Consider the following 24,728-nt stretch of genomic DNA (forward strand, 5'->3'; position numbering starts at 1 on the left):
GGGAGTCAAAGATTATAAAAATCCCAAAAGAAAATTCAGTAACTTAGTTAGTAGGTCAAAATATGCCGTTTTATGGCAATGTGCTGGTCAATTCACCTTTGTTGAGCTCATCAAAGTTTTTAAGCCCTTCTCTCAACCAACTTTCATAGGTTTCACTATCCGCATTTTGAATTGAAGAATTTAAGACCTCCAAATCCGGGGAAAGTAAAACGTAATAGGGCTGTGATGCTGCGCCAAAGTTGAGGGTTTGAAAAGTACCCCATTTTTCCCCTACGGTTTCAATGTTTTTTACTCTACCAGAATCGAATTTATAATCAAATTTTTCATGCTCGGGTAAAGATTTTCTGTCGTCTATATATAAGGAAATCAGCACGTAATCCTCTTTAAGCATTTCATAAATATTGGGTTCACTCCAGACGTTTTCTTCCATTTTTCGGCAGTTAACGCAGGCCCATCCCGTAAAATCAAGTAAGACGGGTTTCTTTTCTTTTTTAGCATAAGTTATCCCTTCTTCGAAATCTTTAAAGCAGTTAAGTCCAAGTGGGCAATTATTTTCTTTATCCACAACAGAATAAAAATCCGGAGGTGGAAATCCGCTTAATAATTTAAGGTTGGTAATATTGAAAGCTCCTAATATCAAATAAACAGTAAAAGCAGCAGTTAAAACGCCAACTCCAATTCTGGTTTTAGATAACTTTTGTTTTGGCCCTTCATGTTTAAATCTGAAGAGTCCAAATAGGTATAAAACCAATAAAACAAAAAGCAGTATCCAAATCCCCAGGAAGATTTCTCTTTTAAAGATTCCCCAATTGCCTACGAGGTCTGCATTAGATAAAAATTTAAAGGCAAGAGCCAATTCAAGAAATCCAAGAAATACTTTTACGGTATCCATCCAACCACCAGACTTGGGTAAAGAATTTAACCAGGCAGGAAATAACGCAAATAATCCAAAAGGTAAGGCCAGGGCAACACCAAATCCCAACATTCCTGCTGAAAGGTTATTGGCGACATCGCCTTCAGCCAGGGTAGTACTTCCTAAAAGACCTCCTAAAATTGGCCCTGTACAGGAAAAAGATACAATGGCCAGTGTTAATGCCATAAAAAATATTCCCAACCCTCCTCCTACCTTAGAAGATGCGTTATCCATTTTAGTGGACCAGGAACTGGGCAATGTTAATTCATAATAACCGAAAAAAGAGAATGCAAAAAACACAAACACTACAAAAAAGGCAACGTTGAGCCAGATATTGGTGGCTATTGTATTTAGAATTTGTGGATCTACCGAATCAAATAAATGAAAGGGCAGGCTAAGTAAAAAATAGATTAAGACAATATAAAAACCGTATAAAGAAGCCTCAAAAATTCCTGCGGATTTATTTTTGGTATGTTTCGTAAAATAGGAAACAGTTAATGGGATCATTGGAAATACACATGGTGTCAATAAGGCAATAAGGCCACCTAAAAACCCAAGGCCAAATACCATCCACAAAGCGGAACCCTTTTTCAGGTTAGTATCATCCCTGGCATTTAGTCTTTCTTTATTTTTTAAGTTGAGTTTTAAAGCAGAACTAAGGCCCAGGTCTCTGTCATCAAGTATTTCTTCTTCAACAACTATTCTTTCTCCGCTCAGGGATAACCTAAAAGTATGCTCTTTTGGAATACATACTTCTTTACACACCTGATAGAAAAGCTCAACATCTATTTGGGAAAGTGATGTATTTAGTAACTTGATTCTTTGTGTAAACACCGCATTATCTATAAAAAAAGTCTCGTCTACCTCAAAAATATCACTGTATTCTTTTATTGTTTCACTTTCTGTGGCCGTACCCACCAATTCATAATCTTCACCGCTCTTGAGAAAAGTGAATTCACTGGGTAAAGAACCGTTCTCATCTGTAAATTGAGAAAAGATATGCCAGCCGTCAGCTATTTCTGCTTTGAAAATTAGTTCATACTCGTTTTCCGTCAGTTCATTAACTTCATATGACCAAATTACAGGGTCTTCCTCAACCTGACCAAAACCGGGATTCAGACTGATAAATAAAATAAGAAATGTTAATAGTATTCTCATTCTGTTATGGTAAATTTTAAAATATTCTTTGTTTTGGGCGTTACTTTAAAACGATCATCCCCCCTTCTGCCCATGACCCATACTATGGCATCACCTGAGCATAAAAGCCATTGTTTTTCCTTGGAGATCAGATCCATTTTTTCATCCTTATAAAACTTTGAGACCTTTTTTCTCCCATTCATTCCAAAGGGGTAAAAGTAATCTCCTTTCTCCCATTTTCTAATGCTTAGCTTAAGGTTTAACGTTTCTTTATCAACATATAGTATTTTATTGGAGGTCTCCCCCATTGCTTTTACATCATCAATCTTCATACCCAAGGGTTCGGTAATAGTTCCTGAAATGGCATCAATAACAAATTTTTCAACTATTGAAGGATAAATCGGCTGTAATAAAAGATACTCCCGGTCTTTAATAAGTCTATGGGTACCTGAGCGAACTTCTTTTCCGCTTATAGCAGTTAAAATCCCAACAACATCATCCCATTCTTTAAAACCGTATTCATGAAATAACTCATACATATAAACCTTAATGGGTTCTAATTTTAAAAGTGAACTTATTGAGATTTTAATTATATCATCCTGTTGTTGAAAAAGATTTTGTTTTAGTACAGTAAGGTAGTTTTTCAAAAGAGTCGCACTTCCTTCCAGGTTGGCACGTGTAGATTCAAAGTTGGCAAGAAATCCGGGGTGTAATTCCTTTAACTTAGGAATAACATTATATCTTATTTTATTCCTGAGATATTTGGTTTCACGATTACTTCGATCCTCTCTCCAGGTTATATTATTGATTTCGGCAAATTGCACGATTTGTGCCCTGGAAAATATCAGCATTGGCCGGCTAATAGTTGAAGTTTTAGCAGGAATACCAGTAAGTCCTTTAATGCCGGTACCCCTGGATAAGTTAATTATAAAAGTCTCCAAATTGTCATCTGCCTGATGTGCTGTTACCAAGGTTTTTATTTTGTTTATTTCCATTATTTCTTCAAACCAGCGGTACCTCAATTCCCTTGCTGCCATTTGAAGTGAAACTTTATTTATACTTATGTAATCAACTGTATCAAAATCTTTTATATGTATTCTTTTTCCAATTTTCCTTGCTAAATCTTCAACAAAGAAAGCATCCATGTCACTTTCATAGCCACGCAACTGAAAATTACAGTGAACAATGGAGAAGTCCATTTTATTTAGCGCACAGAGATGCGTTAATACTACACTGTCAACCCCTCCGCTGCAAGCAACTAAAAAGTGATTTTTAAGGAGTTCCGGATAGTTTACCGCAATATGGTCTTTAAACTGATTTAACACTTTACAAAATTAATCAAAGTTGCAAGCGCCACCAATCTTTTCACAATATCTATGAAAGAATTGGTTTCAAGAGCGGGAATTTCGTAATTCCAAAAAGACGAGGTATCTGTAAAGCTTTTAGACTTTAGATAAAAACTCAGCAAGGGCCTTTTTATGCATTTCTTCAAATGCACTATCGGTGATGCCTTTCTCTGAGTCAAAATTTTCGTAAAAAGAGGGTAAAGAAAATGTTGTGCTGATAGTTGCACCAAACCTGGGTAATAATTTTTCAATAATTTCCAGGGAACCGATTCCACCGCGCTTACCAGGGGAGGTTGACATAAGAAATACTTCGGTATCTTCCAAAAATTTCCTTTCCAGACGTGACAGCCAATCCAGAACATTTTTAAAATATGCAGAAGGGTTACTGTTGTGTTCATTTACAGAAATAATTACCCCATCAGCTTTCATTATATCGTTGCGCAATTCTACCAGAGAATTAGAAAAACCCATTTCGCGCTCATTATCTTCACTATACAAAGGGAATGGAAAATTAGCCATATTTAAAAGTTGTACCTCCTTCTCGCTAATTAAACCCGCGGTATGCTGGACTAATTTGAAGTTTATTGATTTTGAGGAGTTGCTTCCGGCCAAAGCTAATATTGTGGACATAAGTGAGATTTTAAAGTTGACGAAAATACCTCAAATAAGCTTGAATTGCGAGTAATTTAGCTAATTTTGCATTTTTAAACATCCAAAGGTGTTGTTAAACAAGTATATAGGGTAGTTGTTAGGTATGAGAAGTAAAACTGCAAGACTATTTTTTATAGATGCTATGAGAGCCTGGGCAATCCTCATGATGCTACAAGGGCATTTTGTGGATGGGCTTCTGGAAAATTCTTTCAGGGATCCTGACAGCTTAATATTTACTGTTTGGAGGTATTTCAGGGGTATTACAGCCCCGGTGTTTTTTACAGTTTCGGGCTTTATTTTTACCTATCTGTTAATTCGTGTACCAGAGAAAGGATTTAACAATCCAAGAATAAAAAAGGGGATTAAACGTGGTATTCAACTATTATTCATTGGTTATCTTCTCCGTTTAAATCTATTTGGATTATTGAAGGGCGAATTGTATCCTTCTTTCTTCCTGGTTGACGTTTTGCATATTATAGGCTTGTCAATCCTCGGTATTATTGGTTTGTATTTGTTCACCAGTAAACAAAAAAATTATGTCTTCCCTTTATCATTACTTATCATAAGCTGCTTGCTTTTTAGCTTTGAACCAATATATTCCAATTGGACTTTTGAAATACTACCGGATGCATTAGCTAATTATTTTACCAGAACAAACGGGTCTGTGTTTACCATAATTCCATGGTTTGGGTATACGGCCATCGGAGGCTTTTTCTCCTATCTGTTTACCTATTATAAAAATTCTAAATCTCTATATCCTGCAGCTATTTCCATTGCTGCACTTACAGGTATATTCCTAATCTTTTTCTCATCAGATCTGTTTATAGCAATCTCATCAATAACCGGGATACAATTGTTCGAAGTTATTGCGGCAAATAATTACCTTTTTATCAGACTGGGAGATGTACTTATTGCCTTTGCTGTATTTATGTTATTGCGTCAGTTTATAACAAGCAGGACTATATTAAAAATAGGACAGAATACATTATCCATCTATGTTATTCATTTTGTTATTCTTTATGGAAGTTTTACCGGACTTGGATTGTATAGATTCTTTTATCAGTCCTTATCGCCGGCTATATTGATTCCCGCGGCCATTGCTTTTATGTTCGCATGCTCCTTTCTGGCCTTGTTTTATGCCAGGAATGAAGCTTATATCAAACAAGGTATAAGTGCTGCGTTTACAGATTTCAGAAATAAGCTGGAACCCTGGGCAGTTTATACACAAAGGATACTAAAAATAGGTGTTTACAGGATGCTTAGAAGCATTGGATTTGTAAAGAGTTAAAAAAGACTCCCAAAACTCTAGGTCGAATTAATCCAAGTAAACCTGAAGCTTTTCAGGCAAACCCAAGCTTATTAAATGTGTAGAGCTCTGTCGTCAGTAGCGGCCAGAGCGGCTTCTTTTACTGCCTCGGCATAGGTAGGATGTGCATGACTCATACGCGAAATATCCTCGGCTGAAGCTCTGAATTCCATAGCAGTGACTGCCTCGGCAATCAGATCGGCACATCGGGCACCTATCATGTGTACTCCAAGGACTTCATCTGTTTTCTTATCTGCAAGAATTTTTACAAACCCGTCGATATCCATACTGGCTCTTGATCGTCCTAATGCACGCATTGGAAATTGACCCGATTTATATTCTACACCAGCTTCTTTTAATTCTTCTTCCGTTTTCCCGACTGATGCTACTTCCGGCCAGGTATATACAACACCGGGAATTAAATTATAATCAATATGTGGCTTTTGACCGGCGATAATCTCAGCTACCATAGTACCCTCCTCTTCGGCTTTATGCGCGAGCATTGCACCTTTAACGACGTCACCAATGGCATATATATTAGGAATATTGGTCTGTAAGTTGTTGTTCACTGCTACCCTGCCCATATCATCTAATGCTACGCCTGCGGCTTCGGTATTTAAACCATCGGTATAAGGCCTCCTACCTACTGACACCAGGCAATAATCGCCTTTTAAAATCACTTCGGCCCCTTTTTTGTCATCGGCTTTAATAATTACCTCATTCTTCTTGCGCTCAACCGACTTGACCTTATGTGAAAGCAGAAATTTTACTTTTTGTTTTTTTAAGACTTTTAAAAGCTCTTTGGAAAGTGCTGCATCCATACCGGGAATAATTCTATCCATAAACTCAACCACGGTAACTTCAGAGCCCAATCGCTTATAAACCTGACCTAATTCTAATCCAATCACCCCACCGCCAATAATTATCATGTGTGCAGGGATTTCCTTTAATTTTAAAGCCTCTGTAGAAGTGATAACGCGTTCCTTGTCTAGCTCTATAAAAGGCAGTGTAGAGGGTTTAGAACCTGTTGCAATGATTATATTTTTGGCTTCTAGTGCCTGTGGTTTTCCTTTTGTTGGTTCTACTGTGATATGAGTAGCGTCCTTAAAACTTCCTTTCCCTTCATAAACATCAATCTTATTTTTATCCATTAAAAACTGAATCCCCTTTGTAGTCTGATCTACTACGGCCTGTTTGCGGCTGATCATTTTTTCAAGGTTTATCTTTATATCTCCTGGGATTTCAATGCCGTGAGCTTCAAAATGTTTTAATGCATCTTCATAATGATGGCTGGAGTCTAATAACGCTTTTGAAGGAATACAACCTACATTAAGACAAGTTCCTCCCAAAGTTGAATATTTCTCGATTACGGCAGTTTTCATACCCAATTGTGCGCATCTTATGGCGGCAACATACCCACCTGGGCCAGAGCCTATAACGGCCACATCATATTGATTCATAGTCTTCCTTTTTAGAGTAAAAGATTCGTTTTATAACCGGATATTCAGAAAATCAGATCACAAAAGTACAAATGTTTTTGTTTAGGACATAAGAGAATCAGACCTTAAGAAAACCCAAATTACTAGAGTATTTAAAAGTGTATGGCGGTACTGTGTTTTACCTCATTAATAACAAAAGAACTCTGGGTGCTTCCTATATTTTTTATAGCTGTCAACTTAGTCACCATAAACTCTCTGTAAGTCTCCATATCACTTACATTAACTTTAAGGATATAATCATAATCCCCGCTAATATGATGGCATTCCGAAACTTCTTCCAACTGAACTACTTCCCTTTCAAACTGAATCACATAATCTTTAATATGCTGAATCAGTTTAACATGACAGAGCACCATAAAAGCCTTGTTTACCTTATTCCTGTCAACCAAAGCAACATATTTAGTTATCACACCATTTTTTTCCAAGCGTTTTATCCGTTCATATACGGCGGTGGTTGAAAGTCCAAGTCGGTTTGCATATTCCTTGGTGGTCCATTTACTATCCTCTTGTAGGAGCGCCAATAACTCCCTGTCTTTTGCGTCTATTTTAATCATGATTTATTTACATTAAAAACTGCTTGATTTATGTAATTATAAATATATATTCTATTTTAAGGTGTAAATATAGTTTTATTTTCTATTATATTCAATTATAGTTGTTTTTCAATCTGCATTTCAATAATTTTACACTACAAAACTTATGCTGTTATGAAACATAATGCGACAGACAAAATTCAGGAATTACACAATTTTGGTGAATTCGGGGGTGTAAATCCGTCTATATCCGATTCATCTACTTATACCTTCCTTTCTGCCAAAACAATGTTCGATACGTTTGAAGGGAATACAGAAGGTTGTTACTTATATAGCCGGCACTCCTCTCCTTCCAATCTATATTTGGGAGAAGCTCTTGCTGCTCTCGAAGGGACAGAAACGGCGAATGTCACCGCAAGTGGCATGGGAGCAATTACAGCCGTTATCCTGCAATTATGCAATTCTGCGGATCATATTGTCAGTAGCCGGACTATTTATGGAGGCACGTATGCTTTTATGAAAAATTTTCTCAGGAAATTCAATATCAATACCTCGTTTGTAGACATTACAAAAATTGATATTGTAGAAAAGGCCATTACTGCTGACACCAAAATGATATTCTGTGAATCTATAAGCAACCCTTTATTGGAAGTAGCTGATATAAAAGCGCTATCCAGATTGGCTAAAAAGTATAATATTCCTCTGGTTGTGGACAATACTTTTTCTCCTTTATCGATTGCTCCGGGAAAATTAGGGGCGGAGATTGTGATCCACAGCCTTACTAAATTTATAAATGGAACCAGTGATAGTGTTGCAGGGGCAGTTTGCGGGACGAAGGAGTTTTGCCTCAGCCTTAAGGATGTGCATGATGGAGCCGGGATGCTTCTGGGCAGTACTCTTGATAGCCTCCGGGCCTCTTTTATTTTAAAAAATATGAGAACGCTTCATATAAGAATGAAAAAGCATAGCGAAAATGCACTATACCTGGCCAAAAAGTTTGAGAAAGACGGCCTTAGGGTGGTGTATCCGGGGCTTAAATCACATCCCGGGTACCTTACTATGAAAAAACAGATCGTTAGTGAATATGGATATGGTGGGATTATGACCTTAGACGTAGGCAGCCTTGAAAATGCAAATAACCTGATGGAGTTAATGCAGAAAAAAAACCTTGGTTATTTGGCTGTTAGTCTTGGGTTCTATAAAACGCTGTTTAGTGCTCCCGGCACATCCACTTCATCGGAAATCCCTTTGGAAGAGCAAAAATCTATGGGCTTATCGGATGGACTAATACGATTTTCTATTGGCTTGGATAACGATGTAAAGAGAACATATAAATTAATGAAAGAATGTATGCAAAGTCTGCACATCCTGGACCATAAAGTCGCATTTCCTGTTGCATTGATGATTTAGGCGTTTGCAGAACAGCGGCCAAAGTTGTAATATTACGAATCAACTAACCAAACTTTATGGCCGATAAAAAATCCAATAAATACAGACAGCAGGAGCATATTGTTGAAAACCGGGAATTAAATATCTGGGAGGCATTAATCCCTGTTATTGCTCTTGTGGGCATGCTCGCTTACAATGTCTATGTTTTCGGAGACGATGCCATCAGTGGTTCTAATCAGTTTATTTTATTATTGGGCGGTGCTGTTGCCGCTATTGTTGGTTTTTTTAACAAAACTACCTATAAACAGATGTTGGCTGAAGTGGCCGAAAATGTAAAGTCCACTACTGGTGCTTTATTAATACTCTTGATGGTAGGTGCGCTGGCAGGAACCTGGATGATAAGCGGGATTATCCCGGCAATGATCTATTATGGCCTTCAAATTCTTAACCCTACCATATTCCTGGGCGCAAGTTTAATTATTTGCGCCATAATTTCAATTGCGACAGGCAGCAGCTGGACTACCTCGGCAACTGTTGGTATTGCTCTTATAGGGATTGGGGATGCCCTGGGAATTCCTATGGGTATGACCGCCGGTGCAGCTCTCTCGGGCGCTTATTTTGGTGATAAGATGTCGCCCTTGAGTGATACTACAAACCTTGCCCCTGCCATGGCTGGTGGAGAATTATTTGGTCATATCAGATATATGACCTATACCACCATTCCAACAATTTCCATTACCTTACTGATATTTGTAATTATAGGCCTGAATCTGGAGACTACGGGTTTAGCAGACACAGAAAGCATTCTGAACTCAATTGATGCAGCCTTCACCATAAATGGCTGGTTGTTTCTGGTTCCATTAGCCGTGATTTTTATGATTGTAAAAAAAGCTCCGCCACTTGTAGCCTTGCTCATAGGTACTTTACTTGGTGGTGTTTTCGCTTTGTGGTTCCAACCCGATATCGTGGCAGGAATTACAGGAGCAAAAGAATTGAGTTTTGAATCTGGCTATAAAGGAATATTGAATGCGATTACAGTTAAAACCTCAATAGCCACAGATAACCCGGCACTTAACGATTTATTTACTGCAAAAGGTATGTCTGGGATGTTAGGTACCATATGGCTCATTGTTTGTGCCATGGTATTTGGTGGTATTATGGATGGAATAGGCGCCTTATCTAGGATTACTAAGTCGTTGCTTGGGTTGGCCAAGACAACATTCGGGCTTTTTGCAAGTACAGTAGGGAGCTGTCTTGCACTTAACGTTACGGCATCTGATCAGTACCTTGCCATTGTAGTTCCGGGCAAAATGTTTGCAAAGGCATATGAAGACCGGGGGTTAGCTCCTGAAAATTTGAGCAGGACCCTGGAAGACTCCGGAACGGTAACCTCTGTACTTATCCCCTGGAATACATGCGGAGCATATCATAGCGGGGTATTAGGAGTAAGTGTTGCAGATTATTTCTTCTTTGCTATCTTCAATTGGTTAAGTCCAATCACCACGCTGTTCTTTGCTGCTTTGGGAATAAAAATTAAGCATTTGGCCTCTGCAAAGGCTTCCTGAATAAGTAAACCAAATATTTAACGGAACGATATTTAACTTTTCCATCGTTCGCCTATTATTTCAATTATTTATTTTTTAATTTCACACAGAATTTTAAAAATTACAAAATGGCTACTGTAACACTTAAGGGAAATGCAATTCATACATCAGGTAATCTCCCTGAGATTGGGAGCTCTGCCCCCGATTTTAATTTAGCAAAAAGCGACTTGTCAACTACTACGCTGTCTGATTACAAAGGAAAGAAGGTGGTAATGAATATATTTCACAGTTTAGACACCGGAACTTGCGCCAATTCTGTTCGTCAGTTCAATTTAGAGGCAGCAGAGCTGGATAATACGTTGGTTTTATGCATTTCCAGAGATTTGCCTTTTGCTATGAATAGATTTTGTGGAGCAGAAGGAATTGATAATGTAGAAACACTGTCTGACTTTAAAGATTGGAATTTTGGAAAATCCTATGGTCTGGAATATATAGATGGCCCAATTCAGGGCTTACTTTCAAGAGCGATTGTAGTCTTAAACGAGGATGGTAAGGTAATTTATACCGAGCAGGTACAGGAAACTGTGGAAGAGCCAAACTACAAAGCAGCCCTTGAAGCTTTAATGGATGCCTAAAGAAAATCTGATTGTAGGCCGGATAAAAGGAATTGGGTATGCTTTTCGCGGAGCATGGCTTTTAGTCCGTACGGAGAGTAGTATCCAAATCCAGGTAGTCATTGCAGGTATAATGACCGTTGCCGGGTTTTATTTTGAAATATCACAAACCGAATGGATTTTACAGATATTCGCAATTGCCCTGGTTCTTGGTGTTGAAGGCCTGAATACAGCAATTGAAAAAATGTCAGATTATATACAGCCCGAATTTGATGAGAAAATTGGATTTATCAAGGACATTTCAGCAGGAGCTGTTATGCTGGTTTCACTAGCCGCATCCATTGTTGGTTTAATCATCTATGGTCCAAAAATTATTTAGGACGTTTGTAGATAGTCCTTCCTCTGTAAATTTGTATTTTTACCCCAAAGAATAGATGATTAAATGGCAAAGAAGAGAAAAAAATCAAAACCAGCTTCTTCTAAAAAAGGTTTTTCTTTTAAGTTGTCCAAACAAAATAAAATAATCCTGGGAAGCCTGTTGGTATTGCTCAGCATTGCCCTCTTTTTTTCATTTACCTCCTTTTACTTCTCATGGCAGGCAGACCAAAGCCTTCTTACCGAATTTACAGATAGAAACGAACAGGCAAATAATTTACTGAATAAATTTGGGGCAAGCGTTAGCCACTTCTTCATGTATAGAGGGTTTGGGGTGGCCTCTTTTATTTTTCCCATTTTGTTATGCATTACAGGCTTGTACATGTTTTTAAATCTTGATAAAAAAGGATTGTTAAGTAAGTGGATTTGGGGACTGGTTTTTGTTATATGGATCTCAATAGCCCTTGGTTTTTTCGCTTATGAACGTCCTTTATTGGGAGGTTTGGTAGGATTTGAAATGAATGACTTTTTACAGGATTATACAGGCAAAATTGGCGTTTTATTGCTTTTGTTATTTGGGCTTACCGTTATTCTTGTTCGTCTGTTTAAGTTCTCTCCTGAGGGTATTGCCGACTTTTTTAAACGGAAGTCTAAATCTCTGGCTACCGAATTTCAAAATGGTGGTGGAGAAGAGATCCTAATGGATGTTGATAAAGAGGTCCCTATAGTCATTGACACTTATACGCATAAGGAGGATATTCCACCATTGGTCACTGAAGTAGAGAATCCTGATGATAAAGCGAATACTTCGAAGACCCCTGCTAAGGAAGATTCCATAAAAATGGAAGTAGAGAAAATTACCGAAGAAAAAGAAGAAAAGGATATTCTCTCTGATAAATTGGTGGCAGATTTTGGTGAATTTGATCCTACTTTGGAGCTGGCCAACTATAAGTTTCCACATCTCGACCTGCTTGATCCACATGGAGCATCCGGAGGTATCACTATAAATCAGGAAGAACTTGAGGAAAATAAAAACAAGATTGTTGAGACATTAAAAAATTACAAAATAGGCATTGGACAAATAAAGGCTACCATTGGACCAACTGTTACTTTGTATGAAATTGTACCTGTTGCAGGGGTGCGTATTTCAAAAATAAAGAATTTGGAAGATGATATTGCCTTGTCTCTGGCTGCTTTAGGTATAAGAATTATAGCACCAATACCAGGCAAAGGAACTATCGGAATTGAAGTTCCAAACAAAAATCCTTCTGTTGTCTCTATGCGTTCTGTCATAGCGTCCAGCAAATTCCAAAAAGCTGAAATGGAATTACCAATAGCTTTTGGTAAGACCATTAGTAACGAAACCTTTGTGGTAGATTTAGCAAAAATGCCTCACTTGCTTATGGCCGGTGCAACAGGTCAGGGTAAGTCTGTTGGTCTAAATGCGGTTTTAACTTCTTTGCTTTATAAGAAGCATCCTGCAGAGGTAAAATTTATCCTTGTTGATCCAAAAAAGGTGGAACTTACCTTGTATAATAAAATTGAAAGGCACTATTTGGCTAAACTTCCGGATTCTGAAGAGGCTATAATAACCGATAATACCAAGGTAATTCATACCTTAAACTCTTTGTGTATAGAAATGGACAACCGTTATGAAATGCTTAAGTTGGCCATGGTTAGAAATATTAAAGAATACAATGTAAAGTTTAAGGCCAGAAAGCTTAATCCAAACGACGGCCATAAATTTTTGCCTTATATTGTATTGATTATTGATGAATTTGCCGATCTGATAATGTCTGCCGGGAAAGAAGTAGAAACACCGATAGCAAGGTTAGCGCAGTTGGCAAGGGCTATAGGCATCCATTTGGTAATTGCAACACAAAGACCATCAGTAAATGTCATTACAGGGTTAATTAAGGCGAATTTTCCGGCCAGGCTTGCGTTTCGGGTGACTTCCAAAATAGATTCAAGGACTATTTTGGATACCCAGGGAGCTGATCAACTAATTGGACGGGGTGACATGCTTTTCACCCAGGGTAATGATATTACCAGGCTTCAATGCGCATTTGTTGATACACCGGAAGTGGCAAAAATTACAGAATTCATTGGTTCACAACGGGCATACCCTGAAGCGCACCTATTACCGGAATATGTTGGTGATGATTCTGGCACAGGTATTGATTATGATATTTCTGACCGGGATGCTTTGTTCAGAGAGGCAGCAGAAGTAATAGTTAATGCACAACAGGGCTCTGCATCTCTAATACAACGCAAGTTAAAATTAGGATACAACAGGGCTGGTAGAATAATAGACCAGCTGGAAGCAGCAGGAATTGTCGGACCCTTTGAAGGAAGCAAGGCGAGGCAAGTGCTGGTTTCCGATATTTACGCTTTGGACCAGTTATTAAGTAATGAAATAAAATAAAAAATGAAATATTCTATTCTTATCGTGGCATTGGTTTTTACGACCATTTTTGCTCAGGCCCAATCTTCAGATAAAGCAAAGGCTCTTCTGGATGAAGTCTATTCTAAAGTTAAGAGTTATGATAATATTGCGGTAAATTTCAAATTTGCGTTACACAATTCGGAGGCAGATGTAGATCAGGAGACCCGTGGCGATGTCACACTGGAAGGCGAAAAGTACCTTTTTAATTATTTAGGGTCACAACAATTATACGATGGTGCTAAAGTATATACTATAGTTCCGGAAAATGAAGAAGTTACTATAGAAGATAAATCTGAAGAGGAAAATACCATAACACCTTCCAAAATGCTGACTTTCTATAAGACAGGTCATAACTATGAATGGGATATATTGCAGAATGTTCAGGGCAGAAAAATTCAGTTTGTCAAGCTCATCCCTATTGATTCAAATTCTGAAATAACATCTATTCTGCTGGGCATTGATGTAGAAACCAAGCATATTTATAAATTAATTGAAACCGGTAAGAACGGCACAATTACTACCATTACTGTTAATTCTTTTAAAACTGATCAGCAATTATCAAAAACCTTATTTACTTTTGATGAAAACAAGTACAAAGAAGAAGGGTACTACATCATAAGAAACTAGACCATTGCGGATATTAGATAAGTACATTTTAAAGCAATTTCTTTATAATTTTTTTAGTTCATTCCTGATATTGATGTTTATCTTCATCTTTCAGACGATATGGCTGTTCATTGATGATTTGGCGGGTAAAGGACTGGATATTATAATCATTGGTAAATTCCTTTTTTACTTATTACCAAACCTAACAGAAAAAGTACTGCCTCTTACAGTACTGCTCTCTTCAATATTAACATTTGGAGCTTTAGCCGAGAATTATGAATTTGCCGCAATGAAGGCTTCAGGAATTTCCCTGCAAAGAGCAATGTTACCCCTGATAATTTTAGTTACTATTCTCGGTGGGGTAGCTTTTTTCTTTGCGAATAGCGTAATTCCGGCTTCTGAACAAAAAATCTATAACCTTAGGCGAAATATTGCAACAGTAAAACCTGCAGCGGTGATCGTAGAAGGTGTTTTTAGTGATGTTGAAGGCATTAATATTAAAGTAGATCAAAAGTATGGCGAGAATGATAAATACCTCAAAGATGTAGTCATTCATAAAAAGACAAATCTTCAGAAAAATAATACGGTTATTAAAGCCAAAACAGGTGAACTAAGAAGTAGTCAGGGATCTGATATCATACAATTGGTCCTGACTGATGGTCATTATTATGAAGAAATTGTGGCAAAAAGTGGGTCAGGCAAGGATAAATCACCATTTGCCCGGTCTAATTTTGAGACCTATATCATAAATATTGAAATTCCAGACAATGTTCAGGATCTGGAAGAAGAGCGAAATGTACGAACTGATAAGATGAAAAATGTATCCAGACTCAATAAGGATATCGATTCTTTACGGGAAAATAATGTGAAAATAGTTGCTGCTTTTTCTAAGAACATAACTAATAGAATGGGTATATTTCTTCCAATATCTCAGGTTGATACTACACAAAAAAGCACTCAATCTAAAATTGTTTTGGACACAGTGGTAAAAAACAAAAAAAAGGAGATATTGCCAATTCAGAAAATAGATACCTTGCAGATAGATAATGTATTGGATCTTTTCAGGGAACACAGAAGACTACAAGTCGTAAGTGCAGCAAAAAATTCGGTCTCAAATATTTTAAATTCTGTGCTTGGTAAAAAAGAAGAATTACAACGGCGATATAAAATATACAATATGCATATATTGTCCTTACATAAAAAATTCGCCCTTGCTCTTTCCTGTATAATTCTGTTTTTTGTAGGTGCACCCCTTGGAGCAATTATTCGCAAAGGAGGACTTGGTTTGCCAATGGTTATAGCTATTGTGCTGTTTTTGACCTATTATTTTATCGGAGTATTTGCAGGTAATTATGCAAAAGAGGGAAATATTCATCCTATACTTGGAGCATGGCTTTCTACTCTAATAATGTTACCTTTGGGCGTTTATTTGACCAAAAGAGCAACTGCCGACAGAGGGCTAATGGATTTTGGGCACCTTATTGAAAAAATAAAAGATTTTTTTAGAAAGAAAAATAAAGTTACAGCATCATGATTGCAGCTATGGAAGATAAAATTCAATTAAATACTATTGAAGAGGCCATTACAGATATACGGAATGGAAAGGTGATTATAGTTGTAGATGATGAAAATCGCGAGAATGAAGGCGATTTTATTGCTGCCGCTGAAGCTGTTACACCAGAAATGATCAACTTCATGTCTAAGCACGGACGCGGACTTATATGTGCGCCACTTACAGAAGAACGTTGTGAGGAGTTGGATTTATCAATGATGGTAGAGAACAATACGGTCTTACATCATACTCAATTTACTGTATCTGTAGATTTAATAGGACATGGTTGTACTACAGGAATTTCTGTACAGGACAGAGCAAAAACAATAAAGGCCCTTGTAAATAATACCACAAGGCCACATGATTTGGGGAGGCCAGGACATATCTTCCCTTTGCGAGCCAAGAATGGAGGGGTTCTAAGAAGAACCGGTCATACTGAAGCTGCAGTAGATTTAGCCCGATTGGCGGGATTTGAAGCTGCCGGGATCCTGGTAGAAATTCTAAATGAAGATGGTACAATGGCTCGATTGCCGCATCTGGTGGAAGTTGCCCGCAAATTTGATCTTAAGCTTGTTTCCATTGAAGACCTCGTTGCCTACAGAATGCGCCACGATAGCCTGATAGTTAAAAGGGAGGAATTTGAAGTAGAAACCCGCTTCGGGCATTTTACCTTACATGCCTATCAGCAAACTACTAACGAACAGGTTCATCTCGCACTTACTAAAGGTAGCTGGAAGCTTGACGATCCTGTGCTTACAAGGATAAACTCTACTTTAGTAAATAATGACATCCTGGGTACCCTAACGCATAATGCTGACAAGAAATTAGATGATATGTTTAAAGCGCTTAATGAAGCAGGTAAGGGAGCCATAGTATTTATAAATCAACAAAGTCAGTCTTATAATCTTCTTAAACGTTTAAAAGGGTTACAGGAAAACCAAAAAAATGGAATTGTCAAAGCTCCTAAGATAGAAATGGATACTCGTGATTTTGGTATTGGAGCGCAAATACTGCACGATTTGAATATTACCAAAATGCGGCTTATGACCAATAGTGACCAGGCTAAAAGAGTTGGAATTGTTGGTTATGGCCTTGAGATAGTAGATTATTCTCCCTATTAATTAAATTAAGGTTTACAATTCCTTTTTTATAGTTGCGGCCATCAATTCGGCTCTTTTGGCTACTTCATCCTCATCCCATCCGAGTTTTATTAGACAAGATATCGTTCTGCCCATCCAATGATCTGATTGTTTGAAATGAGTCTCAGGATAATCAGGAATTCCATCCAGGACTTCTCTTGCCACTGGAGCTAAGGATTTCATGGTTCTAAGATGATCCCATTTCTTATAATAGTGCCAATTGTTATTATACCAGTAAAAACAAGCATCAACGCCAGCAGCGCTCAATGCCGCATGTGCTTTTTGGGTGATGGTCTCTGATGGTAGGTAAAAACTCAGAAATGAATAATTCTCAACACCACCTTCAGGTACTCTTCTGAAGCTGACTCCCTCAACGGGCTCCAGAGCGTTTCTTAAAACTGAATAATTTCTCTTCTGAATTGCAAGAAAATCATCCAGACGCGCAATTTGAGCTAAACCAACAGCAGCGTGCAATTCAGAAATCCGGTAATTATAACCCAGAAAAGGATGGCTTTCAGCTCCCCTGTCGTTGCCTACATGATCATGTCCGTGATCTGAATAATGATCAGCATTTTTAAAGTACGTTTCGTTATTAGTTATCAGGGCCCCACCTTCACCGCAAGTAATTGTTTTTACATAATCAAATGAAAAACAACCCAGATCACCAATACTTCCCAAAGGTTTTCCATCATAGGTTCCTCCTATTGCCTGGCAGGCATCTTCAAGTAAAATAAGCTTATGTCTGTCACAAATTGCTTTTAAGGCACCTAAATCGGCCATAGACCCGCACATGTGAACCGGCATAATAACTTTGGTATGTGGACTAATAGCTTTCTCAACAGCGGAGGGGTCCAGGGTAAGTGTATCATCAATATCAACCATAACAGGAATTGCGCCTAAAGCTAGAATAGATTCAAAACTGGCCACAAATGTGAAACTCGGGATGATAACCTCATCCCCTGCTCCTATTCCAGCACTTGCCAGGGCAACAGTTAAAGCGGCCGTACCACTACTCACTAGCTGTGCATGCTTTGTTTGCATTCGTTCTGCCAGCTCCTTTTCAAGCTCCAATGCCTTCCAGTGGTTATTACGCATGCCATCAAACCCGTAGCGCATGAGTACCCCGGAATCCAGGACGTCCTTTACTTGATTTCTTTCTTTATCCCCAAATAGTTCAAAACCTGGCATAACCGTATCTTATTTATTATTACAATGATTTACTCTCGGTACTTTTTTCAAATTCCACGCCTAAGATATATAAATAATACTATTTTCCATATCCCGTCTGACCTTCTTAAATCCGGAAAACATATCATCCTCCGCACGATATCCGATTGGAAGTGCCAAAACAGAACACAGACCTTTAGAACTCAGATTTAGTAATTCATCATAGCTTTCGGGAAGAAAACCTTCCATAGGGCAGGCATCAATTTGTTCTGCTGCACAAATGGTAAGTAAATTTCCCATGGCCAAATAAACCTGATTAATAGCCCATTGCTGAATTTGTTTAGTATCCATTTTGGTAAATTCACTTACTAATGCATTCTTAAATGGTTCTAAAACAGAATCACTTGTTCCTCTAATTTCCTTTACCTTTTTAAAATAACTGGAGATATAGTCGGCATCTATTTTTTTCTCTATGCACAAAATCAGAACATGTGAGGCCTGGGCAACCTGCATCTGACCAAATGAAAATTCAACCAATTGTTCCTGCAGGTCTTTATTTTTTAGCACTACCATTTTTATTGGTTGTAAGCCATATGAAGTTGCGGTAAGATTAAATGCTTTTTTTATTCTTTCCAGTTTAGCAACTTCTATCTCTTTAGAAGAATCAAACTTTTTTACCGCGTAACGCCATTCCAAATCCTTAATTATATCTGTCATTTATTTTTTAATTAAAAAACCATAATTTGATTGCCATAATTATGACCATAAATACCAAAAACATTTTTACATAGCCATCGCCTTTCCCAACTGATATTCTACTGGACAACCACGCACCTGCCCCGTTACCGATAGCTAATACCAAACCAACCTTCCATATTACCTTATCGTTATAAATAAAGACGGCAAGAGCTGAAAGTGTATAGATAAAGACAACCGCCACTTTTGTAGCGTTAGCTCTTACCAGAGTCATATGATTAAAATAATGTAAAAACAATAGAATTACAAAGCCAATTCCGGCATTGATAAACCCACCATAAATTCCAATAAAGAAAAAAACAATAACACCTACCCATAAATACTTGCCGGTAACCCTTTCTGTAAGATCCTGAAGGCTTACTTTAGGTTTAAAAACAATTATCAACACTACTGCGAGCATGATAATAGCTAAAATTTTATTGAATGTTTCACCTTTAATATCCACAGCAATGCTTGCTCCCAATATCGACCCGAAAAACGCTGAGATGCCCAAATAAATATTGAATGGAAAAGTGGAGACCCCTTTACTTTTAAATCCGGCTACACCTATAGCAGTTTGTATTGCAATAGCCACCCTGTTTGTACCATTGGCCACGCTAGGCGGTAATCCTAAAAAGATCAAAAAAGGCAATGAAATTAATGATGCCCCGCCCGCAACTGTATTAATAAATCCTACTACAAATCCAACTAGTACGAGCAGTACATAGTGATACCATTCTTCCATGGGGCAAAAATAGGATGTCACAAATAAATAATACTATAAACGGTGGAAGAAAATCGCAGACAAACTTTTTCAGGTATAAAAAAGGTTAGTATATTTGCGCTCGCATTTAGGAGGAATGGCAGAGTGGTCGTCCCGATAGCTATCGGGAGCGGTACCTTGAAAACCAAGACTCTTTTTAGATTACTGGAGGAATGGCAGAGTGGTCGAATGCGGCAGTCTTGAAAACTGTTGAGGGTCACACCTCCGGGGGTTCGAATCCCTCTTCCTCCGCAATCAAGCGTAACTTCATTACAGCTTGAAAGAAAAAAATCCCATCAAGCTCGCTTGAATGGGATTTTTAATTTTAAGATGTCAATCCTGCAAGGATTGGAAGTTACATTTGCAGGATCTGAGGTTGTAGGGATGCACGAAGTGAATCCCTTATTAGAATGAAGTGGTTGAAGGATCAAAAAACAGACAAGCGCTAGCTTGGGTTGGTTTTTATGCTTGCCCAGGATTACTTTTTAGGGATGCACGAAGTGAATCCCTCTTCCTCCGCTTAGAGCAAAGCTCAATTTCTGAAAAGGAATTGGGCTTTTTATTTTAGAAATGTTCCAAACAAAGTTTGGATAAGTGAACTAAAATGAAAAGGCAATAAATTGCAAAGGCAATTTTGAGCTTTATTGTAAGGTGCGGTGATTAAGGGCACACCGAAGGTAATCCCTCTTCCTTTGATAGGAATTCGGGAAGTGTATATTCTTTTCTAGCAGGATAAATTGCCGAAAAATCCATAGGTCTATTAAATAAATCGCGATAAAATATATTCAATGCACCTATCAATTGTTTATGTGATGCCGTACTATAATCTTTATGTTTGATTAACTTAATTATTGATATTAAAATGTATTCTTTGTTTAACCGCTCTATTGGAGATTCGCCGATAAATTTTTGAAACATTACAACCATATTGACATATGTCTTAATTGTATTTGGGCTATAGCGTTTTAACCGTAACAGTTCATCAAATTTTTGAAAAGTATCTTTATCCAACATTTTGGAAGTTATCTTAAAATTTTAGCAATACTAACTAATATATGACTATACGGCGGATATTAGAAACTATAATATGAAAGATTAAAGAATTAACTTTATCGCAACGTTATATGCAATTGCACGAAAAATCATTATAAATATGAAAATCAAAACTTTCATTGTAGATTCTTTTACAAATATCCCTTTTAAAGGAAATCCTGCTGGAGTATGTTTATTAGAAGAATCTGTTGATATTGAAATAATGCAGTCAATTGCAACTGAATTAAATTTATCAGAAACGGCTTTTTTGTTAAAAACTAAAAAAAATCAGTTTTCGATAAGATATTTTACTCCAACTGTAGAAATCGATTTTTGTGGTCACGCCACTTTAGCGGCTTCAAAAATAATTTTAGATAAGCTCAATAATCAGACTGTTGATTTTACCACATATAAAGGATTGCAATTAAACGCTAAACTTGAAAACGAATATATAAAAATGTTGTTTCCATTATATGAAACGACAGAATACATTCCTAATCAAAAACTAAATGATGCCTTTGGTTTAGAAAACATCATTTCGACACGATTTTCTAAAGATCTAGATATGCTTATTATTGAAGTCAAAGACAAACAAACACTATTGAATATAAAACCAAATTATCAAAAGGTTGTTGAGAGTTCTGAAACGATAAAAGAAGTTGTTATAACCTCAAAATCACAAGATAAAGATTATGACTTTTACTCAAGGTGTTTCTGCCCTTGGATTGGAATTAACGAAGACCCAGTAACTGGTGCATCTCATTCTGTTTTAGCAAAATATTGGAGTGATATTCTAAATAAAAAAGAAATGTCAGCCTTTCAAGTATCAGACCGTGGAGGATCTCTAAAACTAAAAATAATCAGCAATACAGAATTGGAGGTTAGAAGTAACGCAAGGATAGTACTTGAAGGAGAAATGAATATATAAAAGCATATAACAAGGTATAAAAATAATAAGGGTCAAGTGCTCAACCCAAAATTGGTGCATATTAATCAAAAACTACAAAACCCAAAAGCAAGTATATTTTAACCCCTTACTATTCTTATACTAACCGTTTTAGCTAATTAAAAATGAATATATGACCATAACAAACAAATTCGGAGCTGTGATTTTTTCTTTATTCATGTCAATTATATTGATAAGTTGTAACTCCGATTCAGATAAGACTAAATCAAGAGGACAGGCTATCTGTGATGTGGCTTCAATTCCTGAACTTCCAGATGTAACCATTACCAAAATAACCCAGGAACTGGATTATGCCCCTCACTGCAAGATCGTAGGTGTAATTGGAAAGGAGATCAAGTTTGAGTTACTCTTACCTGAAAAATGGAATGGCAAATTTGTTATGGGGGGTGGTGGCGGATTTGTGGGCTCTGTTGTGAACACAGCATTATCTTACGGAGCTTTAGAAGCAGGTTATGCAACTGTTGGAACTGATACCGGACATGAAGGACATCCTCTTGACGCGAGTTGGGGACTTAACAACATGGAAAGAATTGTAAACTTTGGGCATTTGGCCGTTCATCGTACTGCAGTTACAGCAAAGGCTTTAATACAAGGATATTATAATCAAGAGATTAGCAATAGTTATTTTGTGGGTTGTTCCAGAGGTGGTGGACAGGCCTTAATGGAAGCTCAACGGTATCCCAACGATTTTGATGGGATAGTTTCTGGAGCTCCGGCATACAACTGGACAACTGGTCTTGGCGCTGGAACCATGCAGATTATGCAGGCAATGTATCCAGATCCTGAATATATTGATGAGCCGCTAGTTAATTCTAAAGAACTTAAATTGATTGAATCAACCTACCTTGAACAGTGTGATGAACTTGATGGTATCAAAGATGGTATTTTGAGCGATCCCAGGACATGTTTATTTGATATTAATTCACTTTTATGTGAGGGAAAGAAGAATGAAGGGTGTTTGACTGCAGAGGAAATAAGGGCTGTCAAAATCATTTATGACGGACCTAAAGGTAAAGATGGTAAGCTCTACTATGGATTTCCACTTGGTGGAGAAACAGAAGAAGGTGGATGGTCGAGATGGCTCACTGGTGGATTAAAATATCTGGAGAACATTGGTGAGTTCCAAGGTGGACTCGATTTTGATGAATCAATAAAAGCACCTATTACCCCCAATGCACATTATGCGTTTGGAAATGGTATAATGAGATACTTTATTTTCCATGATTCAGCCTGGACCTACAAGGATTATAACTTTGATAATTTTAGAGAAGATGCAAAACTGGCAGGGGAAACTTTAAATGCAACAAACCCAGATCTATCTGCATTTAGAAAAAATGGAGGAAAACTGCTCATGTTTTCAGGTTGGTCAGATGCGGCAATTAGTGCCCTTGCAACTATTGGATATTATGAAGGTGTAATTGATTATGACAATAGCGCAACTGAAGATGTTAAACTATTTATGATGCCAGGAGTATTGCACTGTTTTGGTGGAGAAGGTCCATCATGGGTAAATTGGCTTGAGGAAATTGATAATTGGGTGGATAAAGATCAAAACCCGGATCAAATCACCGTATATTACATTGGCGATGACATGAGACCATCCGGGTCCAGACTTCTGTGTCCTTATCCTTCAATTTCAACCTATGATGGAAAAGGTGACACAAGAGATGTGTCTAGCTTTACATGTAGTAATCAATAATAGTTCTATCTTTGATTAGATATCAAAAAACTGGCTACAACACTGTATAAAGGGCATTATCACATTTTGTCAGCATGCTGAGAAACAAAACAACTCCGCCCTTTCGTACATTGCATGGGTGCTACTAAACCATTATCCGGGCCCACAGCTCCTGCAGAATTGATGCACCAGCAAATAGTGTTGGCATCATCCAATAAGTACCAGGGATTATCCCCGCCTTCCATCATTCCGTACGGATTTCTGGCGCGAAGGAATTTGCAAATGCTCATATTGCTTGGTTTACTATTGTCCATACTAAGAAATTTCTAAAATTGCTTGCTTAATTGCAGTTATAAATAAAGGGACTTTGTATCCATTTTTTGCCAAGGGGCGCGCCTTTGACATTGCTGCTTCTGCCGCTGCCAATGCATTTTCGCCATTAATGGTCTTCTTTTCAATTGCCTGTTGTGCCTCCATAGACCGGTACGGCACAGGAGCCGCAGCACCTAATACAATACTCGCTGAACGACACGTATCCCCTGAAACCTCGAGAACTACAGCTACATCTCCCAAAGACCAATCATACGATTCACGGGCTACTTGTTTAATATAAGCGCTTTTGGTGTTTTTAGAAGGTGCTGGAAGAGTAATTTCCGTTATAATTTCCTTTGCCTGAAGGACGTTTTCCATAGCAATATCCTTTCCTGCGGTAACAAAGAAATCGTCCATGTGCACTTCTTTCTTTTTCCCTTCTTCATTGACAATTATGACACTAGCGTTAAAAGCCATTAGCGCAGTCGCTATAGAGGAGGCATGAACACTAACACAAGATCCATTATCGATAATAGCGTGATTTTCATTTTCCCCTGTTTCAGAATGGCGTGCAAAACAACGATCACCTCCTTTGCGAAAGCAATCATGATCAGCAGAACGAAAATACCAGCAGCGGTTACGCTGTGCTATATTGCCTCCCAATGTCGACATATTTCGCAATTGGGGGGTTGCAGCATGGTTTACTGCCTGATGCAGAGCCAGGTAGTGCGTTTTTATATCCGGATTGGAAGCTATTTCGGCCAGAGTAACATTAGATCCTATGCTCAGTCCTTTTTTAGGGTCATAACCAATTTTATCAAGACCGGGAATGTTCCGGATATTGATAATTTTTTGAGGTTTAAGTAAGCCTTCCTTTACCAGGTCAAACACATCAACTCCACCGGATTTGAATACCGATGCTTTATCTGAATGCTCATATAGCTGTTCGGATACTGTTGAATTCACCTGCTGAAGGGCATCTTCAAGGGATTTGGCTTCGTACCAACTAAATTTGTTCATGTCT

Annotated in this window: 22 protein-coding genes and 1 tRNA gene; 12 read left to right on the forward strand and 11 right to left on the reverse strand. The window is 37.8% G+C overall.

What is annotated here, in order from left to right:
• Nucleotides 1–70 precede the first annotated feature (70 nt).
• The 3 genes from ABJH90_RS03515 to ABJH90_RS03525 form a co-directional block, all read right to left on the reverse strand.
• The gene (locus ABJH90_RS03515) at nucleotides 71–2,071 is read right to left on the reverse strand and encodes a cytochrome c biogenesis protein CcdA (protein WP_348142537.1); all 2,001 of its coding nucleotides are present in this window, start codon (nucleotides 2,069–2,071) and stop codon (nucleotides 71–73) included.
• A complete protein-coding gene (tilS, locus tag ABJH90_RS03520; RefSeq protein ID WP_348142540.1) occupies nucleotides 2,068–3,375 on the reverse strand; it encodes a tRNA lysidine(34) synthetase TilS in 1,308 nt (435 codons plus the stop codon). Before tilS ends, ABJH90_RS03515 begins: the two co-directional genes overlap by 4 nt.
• A 117-nt stretch (nucleotides 3,376–3,492) precedes the next feature.
• The gene (locus ABJH90_RS03525) at nucleotides 3,493–4,026 is read right to left on the reverse strand and encodes an NAD(P)H-dependent oxidoreductase (protein WP_348142543.1); all 534 of its coding nucleotides are present in this window, start codon (nucleotides 4,024–4,026) and stop codon (nucleotides 3,493–3,495) included.
• A 124-nt stretch (nucleotides 4,027–4,150) separates the two neighbouring features.
• Here ABJH90_RS03525 and ABJH90_RS03530 point away from each other — a divergent pair, with 124 nt between their 5' ends.
• Entirely contained in the window at nucleotides 4,151–5,335 is a 1,185-nt protein-coding gene (locus ABJH90_RS03530; RefSeq protein WP_348142546.1) for an acyltransferase family protein, read from the forward strand.
• Nucleotides 5,336–5,406: 71 nt separating this feature from the next.
• Here ABJH90_RS03530 and lpdA read toward each other — a convergent pair whose 3' ends face one another.
• Nucleotides 5,407–6,813, reverse strand: a complete 1,407-nt coding sequence (gene lpdA / locus ABJH90_RS03535; RefSeq protein WP_348142549.1) for a dihydrolipoyl dehydrogenase — start codon at nucleotides 6,811–6,813, stop codon at nucleotides 5,407–5,409.
• A gap of 131 nt (nucleotides 6,814–6,944) precedes the next feature.
• Nucleotides 6,945–7,406, reverse strand: coding sequence for an Lrp/AsnC family transcriptional regulator (locus ABJH90_RS03540; RefSeq protein ID WP_348142552.1), 462 nt, complete (start codon nucleotides 7,404–7,406; stop codon nucleotides 6,945–6,947).
• 153 nt (nucleotides 7,407–7,559) lie between these two features.
• On the opposite strand from ABJH90_RS03540, the gene ABJH90_RS03545 reads away from it, so the two are divergent.
• The 8 genes from ABJH90_RS03545 (at nucleotide 7,560) to ribB (ending at nucleotide 17,032) form a co-directional block, all read left to right on the forward strand.
• Nucleotides 7,560–8,795: an aminotransferase class I/II-fold pyridoxal phosphate-dependent enzyme gene (locus tag ABJH90_RS03545; protein WP_348142555.1), complete on the forward strand. Its 1,236-nt coding sequence runs from the start codon at nucleotides 7,560–7,562 to the stop codon at nucleotides 8,793–8,795.
• A 56-nt stretch (nucleotides 8,796–8,851) separates the two neighbouring features.
• Nucleotides 8,852–10,339 (forward strand): Na+/H+ antiporter NhaC, encoded by a 1,488-nt coding sequence (nhaC, locus tag ABJH90_RS03550; RefSeq protein WP_348142557.1) that lies wholly within the window; start codon nucleotides 8,852–8,854, stop codon nucleotides 10,337–10,339.
• A 107-nt stretch (nucleotides 10,340–10,446) separates the two neighbouring features.
• Nucleotides 10,447–10,953, forward strand: a complete 507-nt coding sequence (tpx, locus tag ABJH90_RS03555; RefSeq protein ID WP_348142560.1) for a thiol peroxidase — start codon at nucleotides 10,447–10,449, stop codon at nucleotides 10,951–10,953.
• Nucleotides 10,946–11,311 (forward strand): diacylglycerol kinase family protein, encoded by a 366-nt coding sequence (locus ABJH90_RS03560; RefSeq protein WP_348142563.1) that lies wholly within the window; start codon nucleotides 10,946–10,948, stop codon nucleotides 11,309–11,311. Before tpx ends, ABJH90_RS03560 begins: the two co-directional genes overlap by 8 nt.
• Nucleotides 11,312–11,374: 63 nt before the next feature.
• The gene (locus tag ABJH90_RS03565; protein ID WP_348142566.1) at nucleotides 11,375–13,732 is read left to right on the forward strand and encodes a DNA translocase FtsK 4TM domain-containing protein; all 2,358 of its coding nucleotides are present in this window, start codon (nucleotides 11,375–11,377) and stop codon (nucleotides 13,730–13,732) included.
• Between the two features lie 3 nt (nucleotides 13,733–13,735).
• Nucleotides 13,736–14,380 (forward strand): outer membrane lipoprotein carrier protein LolA, encoded by a 645-nt coding sequence (locus ABJH90_RS03570; protein WP_348142569.1) that lies wholly within the window; start codon nucleotides 13,736–13,738, stop codon nucleotides 14,378–14,380.
• 25 nt (nucleotides 14,381–14,405) lie between these two features.
• Nucleotides 14,406–15,893 (forward strand): LptF/LptG family permease, encoded by a 1,488-nt coding sequence (locus ABJH90_RS03575; protein ID WP_348142795.1) that lies wholly within the window; start codon nucleotides 14,406–14,408, stop codon nucleotides 15,891–15,893.
• An 8-nt stretch (nucleotides 15,894–15,901) separates the two neighbouring features.
• Nucleotides 15,902–17,032, forward strand: a complete 1,131-nt coding sequence (ribB, locus tag ABJH90_RS03580; RefSeq protein ID WP_348338040.1) for a 3,4-dihydroxy-2-butanone-4-phosphate synthase — start codon at nucleotides 15,902–15,904, stop codon at nucleotides 17,030–17,032.
• Between the two features lie 12 nt (nucleotides 17,033–17,044).
• Here ribB and ABJH90_RS03585 read toward each other — a convergent pair whose 3' ends face one another.
• Genes ABJH90_RS03585 through ABJH90_RS03595 form a run of 3 tightly spaced genes read right to left on the reverse strand, consistent with a single transcriptional unit; the run spans nucleotide 17,045 to nucleotide 19,697 of the window.
• A complete protein-coding gene (locus tag ABJH90_RS03585; RefSeq protein WP_348142575.1) occupies nucleotides 17,045–18,238 on the reverse strand; it encodes a DegT/DnrJ/EryC1/StrS family aminotransferase in 1,194 nt (397 codons plus the stop codon).
• 60 nt (nucleotides 18,239–18,298) lie between these two features.
• Nucleotides 18,299–18,934, reverse strand: a complete 636-nt coding sequence (locus ABJH90_RS03590; RefSeq protein WP_348142578.1) for a nitroreductase family protein — start codon at nucleotides 18,932–18,934, stop codon at nucleotides 18,299–18,301.
• A 7-nt stretch (nucleotides 18,935–18,941) separates the two neighbouring features.
• On the reverse strand, nucleotides 18,942–19,697 hold the full coding sequence (locus ABJH90_RS03595) for a sulfite exporter TauE/SafE family protein (RefSeq protein WP_348142581.1): 756 nt from the start codon (nucleotides 19,695–19,697) through the stop codon (nucleotides 18,942–18,944).
• A 185-nt stretch (nucleotides 19,698–19,882) separates the two neighbouring features.
• On the opposite strand from ABJH90_RS03595, the gene ABJH90_RS03600 reads away from it, so the two are divergent.
• Nucleotides 19,883–19,967 (forward strand) — tRNA-Ser (locus ABJH90_RS03600).
• Between the two features lie 408 nt (nucleotides 19,968–20,375).
• Here ABJH90_RS03600 and ABJH90_RS03605 read toward each other — a convergent pair.
• Nucleotides 20,376–20,729 carry a phage integrase N-terminal SAM-like domain-containing protein gene (locus tag ABJH90_RS03605; RefSeq protein WP_348142584.1) on the reverse strand — a complete coding sequence of 118 codons (354 nt, stop codon included), beginning with the start codon at nucleotides 20,727–20,729 and terminating at the stop codon, nucleotides 20,376–20,378.
• A gap of 139 nt (nucleotides 20,730–20,868) precedes the next feature.
• Between ABJH90_RS03605 and ABJH90_RS03610 the strand changes: the two genes are divergently transcribed.
• A complete protein-coding gene (locus ABJH90_RS03610; protein WP_348142587.1) occupies nucleotides 20,869–21,675 on the forward strand; it encodes a PhzF family phenazine biosynthesis protein in 807 nt (268 codons plus the stop codon).
• A gap of 151 nt (nucleotides 21,676–21,826) precedes the next feature.
• Complete coding sequence (locus tag ABJH90_RS03615) at nucleotides 21,827–23,413, forward strand: tannase/feruloyl esterase family alpha/beta hydrolase (RefSeq protein ID WP_348142590.1); 1,587 nt, start codon at nucleotides 21,827–21,829, stop codon at nucleotides 23,411–23,413.
• Nucleotides 23,414–23,472: 59 nt separating this feature from the next.
• Here ABJH90_RS03615 and ABJH90_RS03620 read toward each other — a convergent pair whose 3' ends face one another.
• Entirely contained in the window at nucleotides 23,473–23,682 is a 210-nt protein-coding gene (locus ABJH90_RS03620; protein WP_348142593.1) for a hypothetical protein, read from the reverse strand.
• Nucleotides 23,683–23,707: 25 nt separating this feature from the next.
• Nucleotides 23,708–24,724, reverse strand: coding sequence for an FAD binding domain-containing protein (locus ABJH90_RS03625; protein ID WP_348142596.1), 1,017 nt, complete (start codon nucleotides 24,722–24,724; stop codon nucleotides 23,708–23,710).
• Nucleotides 24,725–24,728: the final 4 nt, after the last annotated feature.

It is taken from the genome of Eudoraea sp., assembly GCF_039969275.1.
Taxonomy (GTDB): domain Bacteria; phylum Bacteroidota; class Bacteroidia; order Flavobacteriales; family Flavobacteriaceae; genus Eudoraea.